Annotated in this window: 18 protein-coding genes; 1 reads left to right on the top strand and 17 read right to left on the bottom strand. The window is 33.8% G+C overall.

The window, feature by feature from the left end; translation table 11 throughout:
• Window positions 1–8 precede the first annotated feature (8 nt).
• From AB6811_RS07425 to AB6811_RS07345, 17 genes are all read right to left on the bottom strand, one after another.
• Window positions 9–1,058, bottom strand: a complete 1,050-nt coding sequence (locus tag AB6811_RS07425) for a glycosyltransferase family 2 protein (RefSeq protein WP_369489817.1) — start codon at window positions 1,056–1,058, stop codon at window positions 9–11.
• A gap of 10 nt (window positions 1,059–1,068) precedes the next feature.
• A complete protein-coding gene (locus AB6811_RS07420; protein ID WP_369489816.1) occupies window positions 1,069–2,208 on the bottom strand; it encodes a glycosyltransferase family 4 protein in 1,140 nt (379 codons plus the stop codon).
• The gene (locus tag AB6811_RS07415) at window positions 2,195–3,193 is read right to left on the bottom strand and encodes a hypothetical protein (protein ID WP_369489815.1); all 999 of its coding nucleotides are present in this window, start codon (window positions 3,191–3,193) and stop codon (window positions 2,195–2,197) included. Before AB6811_RS07415 ends, AB6811_RS07420 begins: the two co-directional genes overlap by 14 nt.
• Window positions 3,194–3,202: 9 nt before the next feature.
• Complete coding sequence (locus AB6811_RS07410; protein ID WP_369489814.1) at window positions 3,203–4,312, bottom strand: hypothetical protein; 1,110 nt, start codon at window positions 4,310–4,312, stop codon at window positions 3,203–3,205.
• A 232-nt stretch (window positions 4,313–4,544) separates the two neighbouring features.
• Window positions 4,545–5,603 carry a polysaccharide pyruvyl transferase family protein gene (locus AB6811_RS07405; RefSeq protein ID WP_369489813.1) on the bottom strand — a complete coding sequence of 353 codons (1,059 nt, stop codon included), beginning with the start codon at window positions 5,601–5,603 and terminating at the stop codon, window positions 4,545–4,547.
• A gap of 504 nt (window positions 5,604–6,107) precedes the next feature.
• Window positions 6,108–6,620 carry an acyltransferase gene (locus AB6811_RS07400; protein ID WP_369489812.1) on the bottom strand — a complete coding sequence of 171 codons (513 nt, stop codon included), beginning with the start codon at window positions 6,618–6,620 and terminating at the stop codon, window positions 6,108–6,110.
• A 96-nt stretch (window positions 6,621–6,716) separates the two neighbouring features.
• Complete coding sequence (locus AB6811_RS07395; protein WP_369489811.1) at window positions 6,717–7,985, bottom strand: oligosaccharide flippase family protein; 1,269 nt, start codon at window positions 7,983–7,985, stop codon at window positions 6,717–6,719.
• Between the two features lie 100 nt (window positions 7,986–8,085).
• A complete protein-coding gene (locus AB6811_RS07390; protein ID WP_369489810.1) occupies window positions 8,086–9,135 on the bottom strand; it encodes an NAD-dependent epimerase in 1,050 nt (349 codons plus the stop codon).
• Between the two features lie 123 nt (window positions 9,136–9,258).
• Entirely contained in the window at window positions 9,259–9,669 is a 411-nt protein-coding gene (locus tag AB6811_RS07385; RefSeq protein ID WP_369489809.1) for a four helix bundle protein, read from the bottom strand.
• 52 nt (window positions 9,670–9,721) lie between these two features.
• Complete coding sequence (locus AB6811_RS07380; protein ID WP_369489808.1) at window positions 9,722–11,107, bottom strand: UDP-glucose 6-dehydrogenase; 1,386 nt, start codon at window positions 11,105–11,107, stop codon at window positions 9,722–9,724.
• Window positions 11,108–11,458: 351 nt separating this feature from the next.
• Complete coding sequence (locus AB6811_RS07375) at window positions 11,459–12,751, bottom strand: nucleotide sugar dehydrogenase (protein WP_369489807.1); 1,293 nt, start codon at window positions 12,749–12,751, stop codon at window positions 11,459–11,461.
• A 3-nt stretch (window positions 12,752–12,754) separates the two neighbouring features.
• Window positions 12,755–13,702 (bottom strand): Gfo/Idh/MocA family oxidoreductase, encoded by a 948-nt coding sequence (locus AB6811_RS07370; RefSeq protein WP_369489806.1) that lies wholly within the window; start codon window positions 13,700–13,702, stop codon window positions 12,755–12,757.
• 3 nt (window positions 13,703–13,705) lie between these two features.
• On the bottom strand, window positions 13,706–14,284 hold the full coding sequence (locus tag AB6811_RS07365; protein WP_369489805.1) for an acyltransferase: 579 nt from the start codon (window positions 14,282–14,284) through the stop codon (window positions 13,706–13,708).
• A 21-nt stretch (window positions 14,285–14,305) separates the two neighbouring features.
• Window positions 14,306–15,439: a DegT/DnrJ/EryC1/StrS family aminotransferase gene (locus tag AB6811_RS07360; protein ID WP_369489804.1), complete on the bottom strand. Its 1,134-nt coding sequence runs from the start codon at window positions 15,437–15,439 to the stop codon at window positions 14,306–14,308.
• Window positions 15,440–15,637: 198 nt separating this feature from the next.
• The gene (gene rny, locus AB6811_RS07355; RefSeq protein WP_369489803.1) at window positions 15,638–17,173 is read right to left on the bottom strand and encodes a ribonuclease Y; all 1,536 of its coding nucleotides are present in this window, start codon (window positions 17,171–17,173) and stop codon (window positions 15,638–15,640) included.
• 233 nt (window positions 17,174–17,406) lie between these two features.
• Window positions 17,407–17,715 carry a cell division protein ZapA gene (locus AB6811_RS07350; RefSeq protein WP_369489802.1) on the bottom strand — a complete coding sequence of 103 codons (309 nt, stop codon included), beginning with the start codon at window positions 17,713–17,715 and terminating at the stop codon, window positions 17,407–17,409.
• A 16-nt stretch (window positions 17,716–17,731) separates the two neighbouring features.
• A complete protein-coding gene (locus tag AB6811_RS07345) occupies window positions 17,732–18,025 on the bottom strand; it encodes a coiled-coil domain-containing protein (RefSeq protein ID WP_500812349.1) in 294 nt (97 codons plus the stop codon).
• 208 nt (window positions 18,026–18,233) lie between these two features.
• On the opposite strand from AB6811_RS07345, the gene AB6811_RS07340 reads away from it, so the two are divergent.
• The gene (locus AB6811_RS07340; protein WP_369489800.1) at window positions 18,234–19,925 is read left to right on the top strand and encodes a M23 family metallopeptidase; all 1,692 of its coding nucleotides are present in this window, start codon (window positions 18,234–18,236) and stop codon (window positions 19,923–19,925) included.
• Window positions 19,926–19,929 lie beyond the last annotated feature (4 nt).

Genomic DNA, 19,929 nt, shown 5'->3' with positions numbered 1-19,929 from the left:
ATTTATAACTATCTACTCAATTCTACGTCAAGTTTACTCTTTAAATGTTTTTTTAGTATCATAAAATCAAATACACCTTTAAGGTAACCTAAACCATAACTAACGTGAGAAACAAAGTAAGCCCACATAACATAAGGAACAAGTTGAACAGAATCTCTCTTTCTGCATTCGTAAGTCCCAAATGTTACAGAAGCAATAAGATAAAGGGAAACAGTGAATACCCATAAATATAAAAAGGGATAAAATAATAGTGAAAGTAATAAAGGCATTATTAGCGATAGAACGAATGCTGTGGGGATGTAGCGCCGTAACCGGGTTGGCTTTTTTAGTTTAAGGTCAACCAGAGGACCGAAGTAACCATACTGAAAAAACATTTTATATAGCTTACTATAGTTTTCGCGTGCGTAGTACTTAATTTTTAGTGATGGTATCAGATAAATTTTACCGCCAGCTTTCCTTAACCGCTCATTAAACTCATTATCCTGATTACGGGTTAATTGCTCATCGAATAGTCCAATTCTATCAAAGACATCCCTGCGGTAACAACCAAAAGGAACAGTATCAACTTCAATGTATTCAACATCAGAAGAAGCTAATCTATATGTTGCATCACCTACACCAAAGGGACTAGATAGCGCAATAGCAATAGATTTAGCTTTATGAGTATTTACAGAAGGGACAGTTTCCCAAACACCACCAACATTATCAGCATTAAGTTTTTCTAAATAATTAACTAAAGTAGAAATATAATTTTTAGGGTATTCAGCATGCGCATCTAAACGAATAATAATATCACCTTTTGCATTTTTAATACCAATATTTAAAGCATAAGGGACTACTTTATATGGATTATTTAAAAATTTAATAAAATTGTATTTATGAACAAATTTTTGAATATATTCAACAGTTCCATCATCACTTAAACCATCTATTATAAAAACCTCAATTAATTCTTTAGGATAATTTTGTTCTAATATATTTTTTATAATAAATGGAATATAATTAACTTCATTTCTGCAAGGAACAATTAAACTAACGTATTTTGAAAGTTGGTTCATAATTTAAAATTTATATTTGCAAATTCTTCAAGTTTTTATATACATTAAGAGTTTCTTTAGCTATTTTTTCCCAAGAATATTCTTTATTTATTCTAGACCAATCAAAAGTGACTTTATTTATATTTAAAAAAACTTCTTCTAAAGTTTCTCTTACTGATGAAACATTTAAATCATTAATTATCCAACCTATATTACCAAGTTTAAAAGGATCTCTTAAGCCTCCTGAATTGCTAACAATAACAGGTACATTTTCAAACAATGCTGCTGCAAGTACTCCGCTTTGAGAAATTTGCCTATATGGTAAAAGAAGAATATCAGTAATTTTTAAGTATGCGTAGTATTCTTCATTAGATAAAAAATTTAAATCATAATATATATTTGTATTATCTAATATTTCAAATTTATAAGTTGGTTTTCCAGCTATTATTAATTTAACATTCTTATTTAAGAATAGTAATTTAGAGGTTTTCCATGCTTCAACAATTAAATCAACACCTTTATAATAACTTAATGAACCTAATATTGAAAAAATTATTTCATTATTAGATTTGTATTTAATATTATAAGAATTAAATATAAAATTAAATTTTGAAATATCAGTAATTGTTTGACTAAGATCAAAAATACCATGATTGATTACACTAATTTTATTTGTAGAAATGTAAAATTCATTTTTTAAAGTTAATTTTGTAGTTTCCGAATGAACAATTATAGAGTCAAAAATTGAATACATTTTTTTATATAAGTTTATATTTACTTTTTTTATGTCATGTGGAATAATATTATGAGCAGTGTAAATTAAAAATATTTTTTTATTTAATAATTTAATTAATTTATATCCAAAAATTTCTAAACTTGGTATTTTAATCCACTGAATATGTACAATATCAGGTCGAACTAAAAAAACTTTTATTAGAGTTTTAAAATACGAAATAATATATGATAAAACTTTAATTATAATAGGTTTATTATGATAATTGTAATGATCAATAATATGTACTTTAGAAATTTTGTTTTTATATTCAAATTTATTTGAGCATATAAAATATATTTCAGATTGGTCTTGAATGTTAAGCAACAAATTTAAATCATATAATCCTAAATTATTATATGACATAGGATCAATGTAAATAAGCTTAAATTTTGTCATTTTGTTCTAAAAACATTTTTTTGAACTCAGTAAAAATTTGTAAATTATTATGCAAAGATATAAATTTTTTATATTCCTTTTCTTTTAATTCATTAGAAATATTTATTTCTTCAATATCTTCAAAACTTTCGATAAAAAAAATAGAATTTGGGTATAACTTTTTCATTTGATGTATGAAGAGTCCAGAATTTTTTGTTGTAAGAATAATTTTATTATAATTCATAGACTCATAGAAAACGCCACTTACTCTATAGTCATATTTAAATGGTATAAAAATGAATTTTGATTTATCAAATATAGTATCATAATCATCAAAATATTTCTTAAAAATAATATTTTTATTTATAATTTCAGTATTTGATTTCGCAATTAAAATTAGTTTAGAATTATTGTTTAGTGTATTTTTAAATTTATCAATTTCTTCAAAGTTTGAACTTCCACTTGGACAAAAAATAATATTATCTGAGAGATTTCGATTTTCTTTTATATTGATAATATCTATAGGGTGTGGTATAAAATAAGTTTTCTTTTTATATTTTGACTCAATAAATTCTTTTATATAATTTTCAAGTGCAATAAAAGTTATATTACTTTTAATTCTTTTAAAAGAGTATATACTCAAAATACCTCGTGTAAGATTATTATGTATTACAACATAAGTTTTATTAGAAATAAATCGCCATGCAATAAAAAAAGAAATATTTTCAAAACCAGTTACGATAATTTTATAATTTTTAAAGTTTTTATTAATTTTAAAAGATAATAATATAATTAATAATACTTGTTTGATTACATATTCATATTTGTTATTATAATTAAAAAACCAATTAGAAATAACATAACAATTATTATATCCAATCTTACTAATATAATCCTTAGAAGAAATAAATCTTACCTCACCTAAATAATTAAGTAATGATAAATAATTTCGAACAAATTTTATATGTCCTTTTTGAGTAATTAAATCTATAACAAGTATTTTCATAAAAATAGTTTATAATTTTTTAATTATTAATATTAATGATATTCCAATAAAAAAACCAATCATAATGAAATTTTTTAATCCATAACCAAAAGTAGTTAATACATATAGTGGAACAGAAATTGATAACCAAAAAAAATCTTTAGTTTTTATGAAAAATATTAAAAATGATATTAAAGATATAATTAAAATTCCTGAAAAGCCCCACTTAATAAGAGAATACGATATAAAACCATGACCTATATAATACTTTGATTGTTTTACTTGATCTAATGAATAAACATCTCCTTTACTTAAATCTACACCATAGTTTTTAAAAGAATATTTCGTATCAGTAAAATATGAACCAAAACCTTTTCCTATAACAATTAATAATGGACTATCAGATAATTCATTGTAAGAATTCATAATTTCTAAAATTCTTACTTTTGGAGAACGGGGAATTTGATTAATATTATGAAAATTAAAATTAGTAATTGTAAGTCCTACTTGTTTAACTTTCCAAATTGTAGTTTCATTACCATATTTAATAAGTAGTTTATAACTAGAAAAAAACAATAAAATAAAAAAAACTAATGAAAATATTATAATTCTAAAATTTAGTTTTAATAAAATTATAAAATAACTTATTGTAATTAAAATCAAATTTAATGTACTTAGATACCCTGTAATTGCAATTATAAAAAAAGATAAAATATTTAATAATAATAGTAAAACTTTATGATTTAATTTATAGTTAGAGAAAATAATAATTGGAGTAAATGCTAATGCATGAAATTTTGAAAATTCGTCATAAAACAATAAATTAGAATTACTGGGAAATAATAATCCTGAAAAGATTACAAATAATGGATAATAAATTATTATGTATGTCTTAACTAAATCAAGAATTTCATTATTCTTTTCCTTATTATTAGTGAGAGCATATAAGATAAAAAAATAGAATATAAGGAAAGAAACAGATTCAGTAATATAAGCATAATTAGAAAATTTATTTATAAATCCATAAATTAGATGATATGGTAATAATAATAACAAGGGTAATATTAGTAGTATATAATTAATATTAAATTTACTTGAAAAAATATTTTTTATTGTAGTTAATGCAAAAAATATAAACATAAAATATATAATTGAAATATTAAAAAAATTGACTGTATATATATTTGGAAAATTTGAATGATATGAACTAATTAAAATTAAAAATAAAAAAATATTACTTAAATTCCTTTTAACAATTATGTCATAAAAGCCATATAAACAAATTAATAGAAAAAGCAATATTCCAATAGTGCTGAATTGAAAAAACATACATAAAAATTGTATCATTACAATAATTATGTATTTATATTGTTTATTTATTAAAGACATTTTTTAGTGCTATTATATTTTGTTTAGCTAAATTTTTTAATTCCTTAATCTTATTATTATTAATAATATTTTTATTGTTTAAAACATAATTTCTTAAGTTTTGAATATTATTTAATTCAATTCCTTCATAATTAATTCCAGTCTCATTTCTAAAATGCTGAAATTTATTACTATAATTTAAAGGTATAGTTAAAATATTGTTATATAACTTAGAGACAATATATCCATGGAGTCTTTCTGTATAATATATTTTTGCATTTTGAATATATTTAATTTTATCTTCATAATTTTTTAAATTAAGAAAAAAAACATTTTTAAACTTTGAAAGCAAATGATTATAGAAAGTAAGGTTTTCTTCATAGTCTACATCTGCTAAAGGTAATATATATATAATTTCATTATTGTAGTTATTTGAAATAAAATCAATTAAACTTAATCTTCTTAAATATATTCTTTCAATGGTAGTGTATCTCAATAAATTGTGAAGACTTATTAAAATATATTCATTTTTAGGGTTGAGTTTATTATAATCATATAAGAAAGATATATCAGCTGTTTTTATAAGTTTTTTTCGAAGAAACTTAAATTTATATAATGTGTTATATGATAATGAATCTCTAACTGTTATTAATGAAGATAGTGAAAGAATAAATAACATTTTAAATTTTCTGAAACCAGTAACTTTTCCAACACCAATACCAATATACCCTATTTTACATAAAAGAAATTTTGAAAGCAAAAAATATCTAATATCAACACCATCTTGGTCAGAAAAACAAGTACCTCCTCCCCAAATAACAAATTTACTTTTAAATGAAATTTTTATAAAATTAATAACATTTCTAAACATTGAATTTTCATAAAAATAATGCACATTTACATTACAGTTATTTTTCTCATTCAAGAAAAAATTTTTTTTAAATCTAACAAAAACATGTATATTAATATTTGATATTTCTTTTAATTCATTAACTAAACAACTTAACATCAAATCATCACCGAAGTTATTATAACCATAATATCCTAATAAAATTAATTCCATAACCTATTTTTATTTTAATGTTGTAATTAATATGATAAAAATTAGCAAAACCATTTAATTTTATTTGAAATTATTTTTGTTCTTGTAAATTTTTAGAATAAAAAAAAGTAAATAAACTTTTCTATAAGTATTTTTTATATATGTTAATATATATCATTCGGTTGTCAAAAAATCGTTATTTTATATGGAAATATTGAATGCAAATATCATATTTGCGTTAACCAATAGTATCAATGTTCATTTATAATTGTTGTACTTTTTAAGATGTTTGAGGGTTTTAAATATTGAGTAATGCAACTGTAATTTTTGTTAATTGGGAAGTGGGTGTTAACAATTCATGGAGGTAGATTATTAATGATAAAAGAAATGATAGTTTAATAATATCTATTTCATAAATAACTTATGTAAAATGGTAAAACAGAATACTATAACCTAAATATATTAAAGTAAAATTTCATTTTTCCGTTTCATAAATCCAATAATATTCAAATAATATTATTATATTTAAATATTATATTTATAATTAAGGTAAAATTTTTTCTCTGATTTTAATTTATAGTATAAATCTTTATCTCTATATTTTATAATTCGAAAAGGGTTTCCACCTACAATTGCTAATTTAGGAACGTTTTTTGTTACAACAGTATTTGCACCAATAATTGCACCCTCTCCAACAGTAACATTTGGAAGTATTATTGAATTTATACCTATCCATACATTGTCTTCAATAATTACTTTACCTAAAATATCTTCTCCACCGTATGGTATAAATTCACTAGACATATAATTATGGTTATAAGTCCATATAATTGATCTAGGTCCAAAAATTACATTATTCCCTATTTCTATTCCTCCTTTAGCAGACCAATAGGCATTTGGTCCAACATAACAAGTCCCTTTAAAAATTATATTTTCAATAAACTCTGCATTAAATCCGTGCTTAATTACTACACCTTTATTATTATTTTGTAATTTATATCTTACAAAATAACTATTTAAAATTGGTAATATTTTCATTCTAAAATAATTTAATTTGGTTTATAAATATTAATATCTAAACTTAGTATTTATTTCAATTCTTTCAAAAACAAATTAAAGAATTCAATTATTAATTCATTTAATTGATAATTTGAATATTACTTTTTTTGACTTTATTGTAAAGTAAAACCATGCGATTATTCTGCTTAGAACAATTGCTATTGCCATTCCAATTAATCCAAACAAGTCAATTAATAAGAAGCCAAAAATTATAATTATTAATAATTGTAATATTCTTATTAACATTATTAATGTTTGATGATTGCTAAAAAAATAACTTTCTAGAGGTGTAAAAAAAACACCACCAATATAAACTATGCTTAAAACTTGAAAAATTGGAATTGAATATAAATATTTACTTCCAAAAAAAAATATAATTAAATACTTGCTTGTAAAAATTATAATAATAATAAATATTATTAAATGGATAAAATATTTTTTTTGGATATCAATTATTTTTTTTAAATAATTTATTCCTTGGTTTGCAGACTCTCTTAATAGAACTTTCATTAGAGATCCTGTAATTATTGGAAAAAATAATGCAAATGAATTTGCTGCAGAATAAATTCCTAGTTGATAATTGTCTAACTTATGAAGTATAATAAAATTGTCAACTCTCATAGCTAAAATTACAATTAAGTTAGTAATTCCAAGGGGTATCAACGTTTTATATAATGGGAAATGTAATTTTATTCCTTTAAAATGAATATGCGGATATATAAAATAAAGTGTAACCAAAAATAATATTAAAGTGTAAACTAAATATGTTCTAGTAAATAATTTGAAAGTAAAATTAATATCAAAGATATTTGAATATAAAAAAATTACTATTATGAAAATAAAAAATTTTAAAAAATTACTTAACAAATTAAAATAGTTATACCTCATCCATTTTCCATCAGCTTGATAAATAGAAATTAAATAATTATATAAAGCAAAAATAAATGAAGATGTTATTAGTATTCTCGATTCATAAATTTGTAATTTTAATTGTTCCCCAAATAATTGAATTATCAATTCAGTGAAAATCAATAATATTAATGAAAATATTAGGAAATGTGTATTAATTGTATCATTTACATAATTTTTTAAATTATTTTCGTATTTACTTTTTAAAATCACTAAAGTATTTCCAAAACCGAACTCAAATATAGTATATAAGACAAGAAAAGACGCAATAAAATAAGAAATATTACCATATGTTTCTACATCGAAATATCTTGCAAGTATAATATTTAACATAAAACCCAAAAATGCAGATATTAAATTAAATATAAATACACTAAAAAAACTTTTAAATATTGAATTTGTATCTAGTTTGAAAAGTCTAATATTAAATTTCATGTTATTTAAATTTAGTCAATTTTAATTTTTTCGAAATTCACATCTTAATTTTGATAAGCAAATACATGCATCTTCCATCTCTTATGAATATTTAAAAAATTTAATACATAAAAGTTAAATACCACTCCACAAACCTCTTAACCCCAAACCGAATATCGGTATTGGGTTTATAGCCCAGGTCTTTCTCTAGGTCGGAAACATCGGCCCAGGTGGCTGGGACATCACCGGCCTGGAGGGGAAGGAAGTTCTTGATAGCCTTCTGGCCTAAGGCCTCCTCAATGGCCTCAATGAAGTCCATAAGCCTTACCGGACTGCTGTTGCCAATGTTATACACCCTGTATGGTGCTATTGAGGTTCCGGGATCGGGATTGGCGCCAGTCCATTCAGGATTACCCCTGGGTGGGTTGTCTATTACACGTACAATTCCCTCAACTATATCGTCGATATAGGTAAAGTCGCGTTGCATGTTGCCATTGTTGTAAACATCAATGGGCTTGTCCTCAAGTATGGCTTTGGTAAATAGGAATAGCGCCATATCGGGCCGGCCCCATGGGCCGTAAACGGTAAAGAACCGTAAACCAGTTGTTGGAATGCCATAAAGGTAGCTATAGGTATGCGCCATAAGCTCGTTGCTTTTCTTACTTGCAGCGTACAGGCTTATGGGGTGGTCAACATTGTGATGGACGGAAAAGGGCATGGTTTCATTCAGCCCATAAACACTTGAACTACTGGCATAGGCTAGATGTTTTACTCCATTATAGCGACATCCCTCCAGTATATTCAGAAAGCCGTTAATATTACTGTCTATGTAGGTGAAAGGGTTCTGTAGGCTATATCTTACGCCAGCCTGGGCAGCCAGGTTGCAAACCTTATCGAACTTTTCCTGAGCAAAAAGGTTAAGTATGGCTTCCCTATCCTCAAGCTTTAGCTGGATAAACCTGTAATTTGGGTATTTTGTGCTTTGCACAAATTTGCCATACTCAATTTTACTACGGTCGATGCCCGTAATTTCTAACCTTGAGTATTTCAGGTTAATATCGTAGTAATCGTTAATACAATCGAGGCCTATCACTTCGTCGCCACGCTCAAGCAAGCGTTTGGCAAGGTGAAAACCAATAAAACCAGCTGTACCAGTGAGGAGGAGTTTCATGATTCAAAGGTTTAAAGTTCAAGGTTTAAGGTTTAAGGTTCAAGGTTTAAGGTTTAAGGTTTAAGGTTTAAGGTTCAAGGTTTAAGGTTTAAGGTTTAAGGTTTAAGGTTTAAGGTTTAAGGTTCAAGGTTTGGGTTTTAGGTTATTATTTTTAAATTTAGCTCCCTTTAAACTAGATCTTTTTAGGTAGTTAATTAATGCAGATATCTTTTTACTTAAAATTGAAGTAGTTTTTATCAATTCTTCACTTTTTTCAACAGAAACATATCCAAAATCTTTAGCTCGATATAACTGGGAACGAGTTTCACCGCAAGAGCCTTTTGCAATAAACAAGAACTGAATAAATTCTTTATTTCCTCCTCGTTCAAATCCTTCAGCTATGTTGTCCATTATTGATCCGCTTGATGAAAGTATTTGATTTTTTAATGTATAATCTTTTGAAAATTTACTATTCTCACATATCTCTTTAATGTGTATGCATAATTCTCTTGCTTCCTTCCATATATCCAAATCTTCAAATTGTTCAATCATCATTATTAATCATTATAATTCTGTGAGTTCAAAACCTTAAACTTTGAACCTTGAACTAATAACTCTTTCCTATCGCTTTTACCTTAAACCCTATTTCCATAAGCTTTTTATGATCGAGGATATTGCGGCCATCAAAGATAAAGGCGGGTTTCATCATGTTATCGTATATGCGCTGCCAATCGTAGGTTTTGAACTCGTCCCACTCGGTGATAATGGCAATGGCATGGGCATTCTTGCAGGCTTCGTAGGGGTCGCTAACTACCGTTAGGTGCTTGCGGTTCTCCTCCGGTGACCGGGTTCCCAGGTAATCCAAATCGGCATACATGCTCTTTGCGGGCACTTTGGGATCGTAAACCCAAATATTTGCCATGTCGCTGAGTAGATGATCAGCTACATAAATAGCTGCGCTCTCGCGGGTATCGTTAGTGTCCTTCTTAAATGCCCAGCCAAGCATGGCAATCTTTTTGCCGCTAACAGTATTAAATAGGGTGTGAATGATATTCTGCGCAAAGCGGAGTTTTTGGTAATCGTTAAGTAAAATAACCTGTTCCCAGTAACGCGCCACCTCAGGCAAACCAAAGTATTCGCAAAGGTAAACCAGGTTTAGAATATCCTTCTGGAAGCAAGAACCACCAAACCCAACCGAGGCTTTGAGGAACTTGGGACCAATACGGGAATCGGTTCCAATGGCGTAGGCCACCTCATCCACATCGGCCCCTGTTGCTTCGCATAGAGCAGAAATGCTGTTTATTGATGAGATACGTTGAGCAAGGAAAGCGTTAGCTGTAAGCTTTGAAAGCTCCGACGACCACAAACGGGTCTGTATTATGCGTTCACGGGGCACCCAACTGGCGTACACCTGCGTTAACTCCTCAATGGCTGCAAGCCCCTCTGGGGTTTGATCGCCGCCAATTAGTACCCTGTCGGGTTCAAGCAAATCCTTAATGGCTGTCCCTTCTGCTAAAAACTCAGGGTTTGAAAGCACCTGAAATTTAACCTTATTCCCTGTTTCGGAGAGTATGGTTTTTATGGCCTGAGCAGTACGAACCGGAAGGGTTGACTTTTCAACCACAATCTTATCGGTAGTGGCAACTTCGGCAATCTGGCGGGCGCAGAGTTCAACGTATCGTAAATCGGCTGCCCTGCCCTTACCTACCCCAAAGGTTTTGGTGGGAGTATTAACGCTAATGAATATCATATCGGCCTCACGGATGCCTTTCTCGATGTCGGTATCGAAGAATAGGTTACGACCGCGTGCCTGCTTAACCACCTCCAGCAAACCGGGCTCATAAACTGGCAACTCATCGGTATTCCATGCTGCTATGCGTTCAGCATTGATATCAACAACATTAACTTTAATATTGGGGTTCTTCAGGGCTATAACAGCCATTGTGGGACCGCCCACATAACCAGCGCCAATGCAGCAGATGTTTTTTACCATAGCTTAAGGTTTAAGGTTTAAGGTTCAAGGTTTAAGGTTCAAGGATAACAATTTAAGATTTAAGATTTAAGATTTAAGATTTAAGATTTAAGATTTAAGATTCAAGATTTATGATTTATGAATAAAAAAATGATGTGAAGAGATGTAAAGGATTATAGCATTTAACTTTTAACGGTTCACGTTTAACGACTTTACAGCTTCGCCCAGTCAGTCACACCCAAGGGGGATGACCTACCAGGAATTATTCCACGAAAATAATATAAATAAGGGAAACAAGATCATAAAAAAAGTCACTAAATATAAACAAAGCCCCATTTAGGGGCTTAATTTTTTGATAATCAAAAGTAAGTTTTAGAGGCTCCAGTATGTTAAATTATGTATTTTCCCCCTGTAAATGCCCTTAACATCAACAAAAACACATGCAGGGTTTGCAAGGTTTTTAAACCATTCCTCGTTAAGGTTGATGTACTGGTTATGGCTAACGGCAACAATTATGGCGTCGTACTTACCATTTGGGGCAGAAGCCATATCGAAACCGTATTCTTCCTTCACCTCGTGGCTGTCGGCATAGGGGTCAACCACATCGATATTCTGAATACCGAACGATTTTAGCTCGTTGTAAATATCAACCACCTTTGAGTTACGGATATCGCTTACATTTTCCTTGAATGTAACACCCAAAACGAGCACGCGCGACTCTTTTGGGTTTTTATCGGCAGCTATAATTTTCTTTACGGTCTGCTTTGCCACGTAACCACCCATGGAGTCGTTAATGAAACGGCCAGCAGTAATAATTTGAGGGTGATAGCCAAGCTCTTTAGCCTTGTAAACCAGATAGTAGGGGTCAACACCAATACAATGACCACCCACCAATCCCGGGAAAAACTTTAGAAAATTCCATTTTGTACCGGCCGCTTCAAGTACTTCGTAGGTGTTAATACCCATACGGTTAAAAATGATGGAAAGCTCATTCATAAAGGCAATATTGATATCGCGTTGGGTGTTCTCAATAATCTTTGCGGCCTCAGCAACCTTAATGGAACTGGCACGGTGAATACCTGCCTTTATAATAAGCTCATAGGTTTTAGCAATCTCCTCGGCCGACTCGGCATCGCAACCAGAAGTTATCTTTTTAATGGTTGTCAAAGTATGCTCCTTGTCACCGGGGTTAATACGCTCAGGCGAAAAGCCAACCTTAAAATCCTGAATGTACTTTAAACCCGATAGCTCTTCAAGCAAGGGTACGCAATCCTCCTCGGTACAGCCCGGGTAAACGGTTGACTCGTAAACTACGTAATCGCCTTTTTTAAGCACTTGTCCAACTGATCGGGTTGCTGCAAGAAGGGGTTTTAAATCGGGTAGGTTGTGCTCATCAATTGGGGTTGGAACTGCAACCACATAGAACTTGGCCTTTCGTAAATCGTCGATATTTGAGGTGAACTCAATATCGCAACCTTTAAATGCTTCAGGTTCAAGCTCACGACTGGGGTCGATGCCTTTCTTCATTAGTTCAACCCTATCGGGCTTAATATCGAACCCAATAACTGAGAGTTTGCGGGCAAATTCCAGTGCTATTGGTAACCCCACGTAACCCAAACCAATAACTGCAAGTTTTTCCTTTTTGGAAACAAGTTCGCTATACATTTTTTAAAGGTTTAATGTTTTACAAAATGGGTGATAATCGCCGGTTAAACCTACTGGTACCATATTACGGATGGTGTAAACAGTTTCAATTGAAGAACGGGCATCGTTTAAGCCAAAGCTATTACCTGCGAGAATTTCGCGGTAGCTTGCAGTATGCAAATCGGTAAACCCCTCGCTGAACTCCAGTTCCTTATCGGCAATGCGAATGGAACGGTAGGTTCGCTGCCCTTTTTGCTTTATATTATCAGGAATATCGTTATAGTCAACACTTAAAAACCAGCGTACGCGAGCCTTTTCGAGTTCCATGTATCCAGCAGCCTTGTCGGGGCGGGAAACATGCACCACGCTCGACTTAACACTTCCAAAAATCCATGAAAGCATATCGAAAAAGTGCACACCAATATTGGTGGCAACCCCACCCGATTTCTGAGTATCGCCCTTCCATGAAATAAAGTACCAACGTCCACGGCTTGTAATGTAGGTTAAATCGATATCAAAAACCTTATCCTTTGGAGCACTGTCAATCTGTTTCTTCAACTCAATAATAGTGGGATGCAGCCTGAGCTGAAGAATAGTGCTAATGCGTTTGCCGGTTTCTTTTTCAATTTCAGCAAGGGCTTCAATATTCCAAGGATTCAGCACGATTGGTTTCTCGCAAATAGCGTTAGCACCCTGTCGTAAAGCAAAACGGATATGCGAATCGTGCAGGTAGTTTGGAGTGCAAATGCTAACGTAATCAACCTTAACGCCCTGTCGCTTAAGCTTATCGATATGCCTATCGAATCGTTCATATTCCACAAAGAAGTCAGCCTTAGGGAAGTAGCTATCCATAATTCCTACACAGTCGTGCTTATCGAGTGCTGCAAGCAAATTATTGCCGGTTTCCTTAATTGCTTTAAGGTGACGAGGAGCAATAAATCCGGCTGCTCCAATAAGTGCAAAATTCTTCATTGCCTAATCTATTCGAAAAACCTGATTATTTTCAAGCTTATACTTTTGTCCACTCTCAGGGCAAACTGCAACGCCATCGCTATTAAACTCAAGACGATGGCCATACTCGCTCATCCAACCTATTTGTCGGGCTGGATTACCAACTACCAGAGCGTAAGGCTTTACGTCCTTAGTCACCACTGCTCCGGCACCAACAAAGGAAAACTCGCCAAGGGTAACGCCGCATACTATGGTTGCATTTGCTCCAATGGTGGCGCTACGCTTTACCAGCGTTGTTAAATACTCACTCTTGCGGTTAATGGCGCTACGCGGGTTTATTACATTGGTAAACACCATTGATGGGCCTAAAAAAACATCATCCTCGCAAATTACACCCGTATAAATGGAAACATTGTTCTGAACCTTTACATTTCGGCCTAATTTTACTCCCGGGGAAACAACCACGTTTTGGCCAATATTGCAACTTTCACCTATCTCACAGCCAGACATTATATGGCTGAAGTGCCATATTTTTGTACCCTTGCCTATTGTGCAACCTTCATCAATTACTGCTGTTTCGTGGGCGAAGTAGGTTTTCTCCATGACAATAAAAATTTATCAAAATTAATCTTTTAATGCCTCCAGTAGAGTTTCGGTGATATATTTTATTACATCGGCTGATAGCTCGGTATGCATGGGAAGCGAGATTACAGAACTTGATAGAAAATCGGAAACCTGAAACGAACGCCCATAATTAAACTCCCTGTAGGGTTCAAAAGCTTTTTGCTTATGCAACGGTATTGGGTAGTAAACCATGGTGGGAATACCTTTGGCAGCCAAATCTTTTTGTAGCCTTTCGCGATCAACATTGTTAAGCTTTAATGTGTACTGATGAAAGATATGGCTACTCCACTTAGCTCGTGCCGGCGTAATAATCTTGCTACAAGGTTTTAACGCGGAATCGTAGGCATTTGCAGCCTCAATACGAGCCTTATTATAAAAATCGAGGTACTTCAGCTTAACCCTTAAAATGGCAGCCTGAATGGTATCGAGACGGGAGTTCACCCCAATCCTATCGTGATGATACCTGACCTTCATACCATGGTTGGCAATTGAACGTATCTCGTTAGCCAAGCTATCATCATTGGTAAAAAGAGCACCTCCGTCGCCATAGCAACCTAAGTTTTTTGAAGGGAAAAACGATGTTGTGCCAACGGCTCCTATGGTTCCTGCTTTTGAAACTCGGCCATCGGAATGGAAATAATCGGCACCCAATGCCTGTGCTGTGTCCTCAATAACGTACAGGTTATACTTTTGAGCTAAACGCATAATCTCATCCATGTTGGCGCATTGGCCAAAAAGATGAACAGGAATAATGGCTTTGGTTTTTGGGGTTATGGCTTCCTCTAACCTTTTAGCATCGATAGTAAAGGTTGATGGATCAACATCGACAAGTATTGGCGTGAGCCCCAAAAGGGCTACAACCTCAACCGTGGCAATAAAAGTAAAGTCGGGCGTGATAACTTCATCGCCCGGTTTTAAATCGAGTGCCATAAGTGCTATTTGAAGGGCATCGGTTCCGTTGGCACAGCCAATTACATGCTTAACGCCCAGATAGGAAGCAAGTTCTTCCTGAAACAGACCTACCTCCTTCCCCTTGATAAAAGCAGTACTGTCAATTACCTCCTGAATGGCAGCATCAATCTCACTTTTTATCTTTAAGTACTGCCCCCTTAGGTCGCACATCTGGATGTTCATAGATTCAAGGTTTAAGGTTCAAGGTTCAAGGTTTATGGTTTAAGGTTCAAGGTTCAAGGTTTAAGGTTTAAGGTTTAAGGTTTAAGGTTCAAGGTTCAAGGTTTAAGGTTCACACTAAACACTAAACACTAAACACTAAACACTATACACTATACACTATACACTATACACTATACACTATACACTAAACACTGAACACTACTTTGCGTAGCTGATGGCTCGGGTTTCGCGAATCACCGTAATTTTAACCTGACCTGGATATGTCATCTCGTCCTGAATCTTTTTGGCAATCTCGAACGAGAGCTTATTGGCTTCTTCGTCCGAAACCTTTTCGCTACCAACAATTACACGCAACTCCCTACCAGCCTGAATTGCATATGTTTTAAGCACTCCGGGATATGAAAGCGCAAGGTCTTCCATCTCCTTAAGTCGCTTAATATACGATTCAACAACCTCGCGGCGTGCACCTGGACGTGCACCTGAAATGGCGTCGCAAACCTGAACAATAGGAGCAATGAGGGTGGTCATCTCCACCTCATCATGGTGCGAGCCAATAGCATTACAAACCTCGGGTTTCTCCTTGTACTTCTCGGCGAGTTTCATACCAAGAATAGCGTGTGGTAGTTCGGGTTCATCATCGGGCACCTTGCCTATATCGTGCAGTAAGCCAGCACGCTTGGCAACCTTGGGGTTAAGCCCAAGCTCTGAGGCCATAATTGCACAAAGGTTTGCAACCTCACGCGAGTGCTGGAGCAGGTTCTGCCCATAGGATGAGCGATACTTCATTTTACCAACCAGGCGGATGAGCTCAGGATGTAAGCCGTGGATACCCAAATCAATAGCGGTGCGTTTGCCCACCTCAATAATTTCCTCCTCAACCTGTTTTTGAACCTTTTGCACTACCTCCTCGATACGCGCAGGGTGGATACGGCCATCGGTTACCAGCTGATGAAGGGCAAGTCGGGCAATTTCACGACGAACAGGGTCGAAAGCTGAAAGGATGATTGCTTCAGGTGTATCGTCCACAATGATTTCCACACCGGTAGCAGCCTCCAGAGCTCTAATGTTACGGCCTTCGCGGCCAATGATGCGACCCTTGATTTCATCGGAATCGATATTGAACACAGTAACTGAGTTCTCAATGGCTGTTTCTGTTGCAACGCGCTGTATGCTTTGTACCACAATACGCTTTGCCTCCTTGGTGGCAGTCATTTTGGCCTCATCAACAATCTCGTTGATGTACGACATGGCCTGGGTGCGAGCCTCGGCTTTAAGCGACTCAATAAGCTGAGCCTTAGCCTCCTCGGCCGAAAGACCCGAAATTGATTCAAGGCGCTCAATTTGATCCTTATGCATACGCTCAAGTTCCTCGCCACGCTTTTCAACCAGTTCCATTTGGCTCGAAAGGTTTTCGCGAATAACATCAACCTCCTTCTGCTTACGCTGAAGCTCCTCAAACTTTTGCGATAGCTGCAGCTCGCGCTGCTTGATTTTGGTTTCAGCCTGAGCAATCCGGTTGTTTTTTTCCGAAATTACCTTATCGTGTTCAGTTTTAAGCTGTAAGAACTTTTCCTTTGCCTGCAAAATCTTCTCCTTACGGATAACTTCGGCCTCGGCTTCGGCCTCCTGAATAATCTTATTGCGCTTGCTGGCCAAAAGCTTATTCCAGGTAAAGTACGACAGTAATCCCCCTAGGGAAAAAGCCGAAACTGCAATTATTATTGTTAACACCATACTAAATGAATTTTTAAGAATTATATATATAAAAAACCCGCATTATGCCTTAATTTTATGTAGAAACCCCAGCTAAACATGGGTGGAGAGGCCATCCGATTCAGACTACCAGCGTCTCCCGGAGGAGATCCCGAACAAGCGGTAAACAGGCCTGTCTTGTGCGGAGAAAGTCCTTCTCCAATTTTTGTAGTGTTGAGTTTCGCAAAAACGTTAAGGCGATAATGCGGGCAATGCTATTTGAAAGAACTCATGTTTTGCTTACCAATGAAAGAACCCAGCCATTCGTCCAGATCTTTCAACTCGCTCATAAACTCCGAGGTATCAGTTTTATCCTCGCACTCTATCAGCTTTATAACGAACTGTAGTGCTGCCATAGCCAAATAATCCTGTACGTCCTTGTCGCTATACCTTTGCTTGTACAGCATTACCTTGTCGTTTATCAATTTAGCAGCCTTACGTATCTTTTCCTCATCGTCTCTGTCGATTTTGAGGGGATATAACCGTTCGGCCACATTCACGTTAATTGATAACTTTTCGTCCATTAGGCAGCGCTAGGTTCTATTTATTAAGTAGAGCAATACACCTGTCAATTTCCCGCACAATCCGGTTCACCTTAATCTTTGCCTCGTGCACATCGGCGTCGCTTGCCTTTAGCGCCTTGGCTATCTTTAACCGGGAAAATCGTTCTTCAAGCTCGGCGCAAGCTTGCTCTTTAACTTTCAGTTTAGCTTCAAGCTGAGCAACCTGAGCCTTTAAACGTTCGTTCTCCTGTTTTTCTCTTTCATACATAAAAACAAGAGTTTGAACCTTTTGTTTAATGTTGTCGATTATATGGCTCGAAGAATCGTTCATATCCCAGATAAAGTTTTACAAAGTTAATTAAACCTACTTCAAAAAACAAATCTTTAAACAATTTTTAAACTCAGCAGAGTGGGGTTTTCCATAAATCTAATAATGAAATGTTTACGCTCAAAACTAAAATATTTCTATCAGATCATTTCAATTTTAAGCACTAATGAAGGTAGGCTTTTATATATTTGGGCATAAAAAGATAATAACAATGAGGCTTTTCCGCTTTGCAGGTTTGCTTTTTCTTTCAAGTGTTACAATTGCTCAAACCCAACCGTTTAAGTTACCACTCGAAATGCCACCCGCCTTTTCGGGCACATTTGGTGAAGTTCGATCGGATCATTTCCACTCAGGGGTCGATCTTCGTACCATGGGACAGGTAGGTTATAGTGTTTTTGCCATTGAAAAAGGTTTTGTTTCACGAATCAAGGTAAGCCCTGTTGGTTTTGGTAAAGTAATTTACGTTGACCACCCCAATGGCAAAACATCGGTATATGCTCACCTCGATAGGTTTGTGGGTAAAATTGCAGAGTATGTTGAGAATGCCCAATACCAAAAACAGTCGTTCGAGATTGAGCTATTCCCTAACCCAGGAGAACTAAATGTGAATAAGGGCGATATTATTGGACTATCGGGTAACAGTGGTAGTTCCGGGGGGCCACACCTGCACTTCGAGATTCGTGAAACCACCTCGCAGCATATTTTAGATCCGTTTGAGTTTTTTAATGAATGGAGGCAAACCGATAGCAATCCACCAACCATTAACCGTTTGCTTGTTTTTGAAATTGACAGCTTAAGATACCTGCTCGACAGCTTAACCTATAAAGCCTATGAAGCCGTAAAAAAGGGGCGCGATTTTACTGTTCCATTGCCTATTAAAGCATCGGGTAAAGTTGGCCTAGCACTCGATTACTACGATATTGTAAATTCAAACAGCCTGAGAGCCGGTATCAAGAAAGCCGAAGTGAGAATAAATGGTAATAAAACATTTACCTTCCATGTTGACCGATTCTCTTTTCTGGAAACCCGGTATGCAAATGGTTTTAATGGTATAACCGATAATGGATGGAATGGCTATAAAGCAATTCGGCTATGGACCGATCCTAACAACAGGTTTTCGGGCATCAATCATGTTATCAACCATGGTATTATTGATATAGCTAAAGATAGTTCTTACACTATTGATGTTACGGTTTGGGATCATTCAGGAAACAGTAGTAAACTAATATTCAAGATATTAGGCGTGGAAAATAAGGTAAACGCTACAAGCGTACCTTCCCTTCCTCTTTTCAGATGGAATGCTGAAAACACACACAAAACCGATAGTTACATGGTTAAGTTGCCCGAAAATGCCCTATTCCACGATATACTATTCCAAATGGAAGAGAACCAAGCGGATAATCTGCCATACCCAACAGTCACTATTCATAATCCAAAAACAAAGCTCTTCAAAAAGTTCACATTGGAATACAAAGCCAGCAAAATACCTGAAAACATTTTGAGTAAACACTACATTGCAAAAATAAACGGGAAAGGATTTGAATACGTTGGAAGCGAACTTATTAATGGCAGCCTAAAGGCAACCTGTAATAGCTTTGGGAAATATACCGTTCTGGTTGATACAATTCCTCCGTCAATTATCTCCCAGAATTTAATGCCTAATGCAAAAATCACCAGTCAAAACAACATAAACTTTAAGCTAACTGACAATACGAGGATCAAAAAGTATAATGGCTATATTGATGGTAACTGGGTGTTATTTGAGTGGGATCCAAAAACCCGTATACTTTCGCATAATCTTAATCCCCAAAGGATTAAAAAAGGTCAATGGCATAGCCTTAAAATTGTTGCTACCGATATGTTAAACAATGATTCGGAATATGCTATCAAGTTTTTCTGGTAATAGC

Source organism: Tenuifilum sp. 4138str, from assembly GCF_041102575.1.
Lineage (GTDB): Bacteria > Bacteroidota > Bacteroidia > Bacteroidales > Tenuifilaceae > Tenuifilum > Tenuifilum osseticum.
This window is presented reverse-complemented; position numbering and strand designations above follow the sequence as displayed.

Coding starts and splice junctions, on each gene's coding strand:
- AB6811_RS07345 (WP_500812349.1), bottom strand. CDS start 18,025: ATGAACGATTCTTCGAGCCATATAATCGACAACATTAAACAAAAGGTT.
- AB6811_RS07415 (WP_369489815.1), bottom strand. CDS start 3,193: ATGAAAATACTTGTTATAGATTTAATTACTCAAAAAGGACATATAAAA.
- AB6811_RS07410 (WP_369489814.1), bottom strand. CDS start 4,312: ATGTTTATATTTTTTGCATTAACTACAATAAAAAATATTTTTTCAAGT.
- AB6811_RS07365 (WP_369489805.1), bottom strand. CDS start 14,284: ATGGAGAAAACCTACTTCGCCCACGAAACAGCAGTAATTGATGAAGGT.
- AB6811_RS07370 (WP_369489806.1), bottom strand. CDS start 13,702: ATGAAGAATTTTGCACTTATTGGAGCAGCCGGATTTATTGCTCCTCGT.
- AB6811_RS07360 (WP_369489804.1), bottom strand. CDS start 15,439: ATGAACATCCAGATGTGCGACCTAAGGGGGCAGTACTTAAAGATAAAA.
- AB6811_RS07425 (WP_369489817.1), bottom strand. CDS start 1,058: ATGAACCAACTTTCAAAATACGTTAGTTTAATTGTTCCTTGCAGAAAT.
- AB6811_RS07420 (WP_369489816.1), bottom strand. CDS start 2,208: ATGACAAAATTTAAGCTTATTTACATTGATCCTATGTCATATAATAAT.
- AB6811_RS07380 (WP_369489808.1), bottom strand. CDS start 11,107: ATGGTAAAAAACATCTGCTGCATTGGCGCTGGTTATGTGGGCGGTCCC.
- AB6811_RS07385 (WP_369489809.1), bottom strand. CDS start 9,669: ATGATGATTGAACAATTTGAAGATTTGGATATATGGAAGGAAGCAAGA.
- AB6811_RS07390 (WP_369489810.1), bottom strand. CDS start 9,135: ATGAAACTCCTCCTCACTGGTACAGCTGGTTTTATTGGTTTTCACCTT.
- AB6811_RS07375 (WP_369489807.1), bottom strand. CDS start 12,751: ATGTATAGCGAACTTGTTTCCAAAAAGGAAAAACTTGCAGTTATTGGT.
- AB6811_RS07340 (WP_369489800.1), top strand. CDS start 18,234: ATGAGGCTTTTCCGCTTTGCAGGTTTGCTTTTTCTTTCAAGTGTTACA.
- AB6811_RS07395 (WP_369489811.1), bottom strand. CDS start 7,985: ATGAAATTTAATATTAGACTTTTCAAACTAGATACAAATTCAATATTT.
- AB6811_RS07400 (WP_369489812.1), bottom strand. CDS start 6,620: ATGAAAATATTACCAATTTTAAATAGTTATTTTGTAAGATATAAATTA.
- rny (WP_369489803.1), bottom strand. CDS start 17,173: ATGGTGTTAACAATAATAATTGCAGTTTCGGCTTTTTCCCTAGGGGGA.
- AB6811_RS07350 (WP_369489802.1), bottom strand. CDS start 17,715: ATGGACGAAAAGTTATCAATTAACGTGAATGTGGCCGAACGGTTATAT.
- AB6811_RS07405 (WP_369489813.1), bottom strand. CDS start 5,603: ATGGAATTAATTTTATTAGGATATTATGGTTATAATAACTTCGGTGAT.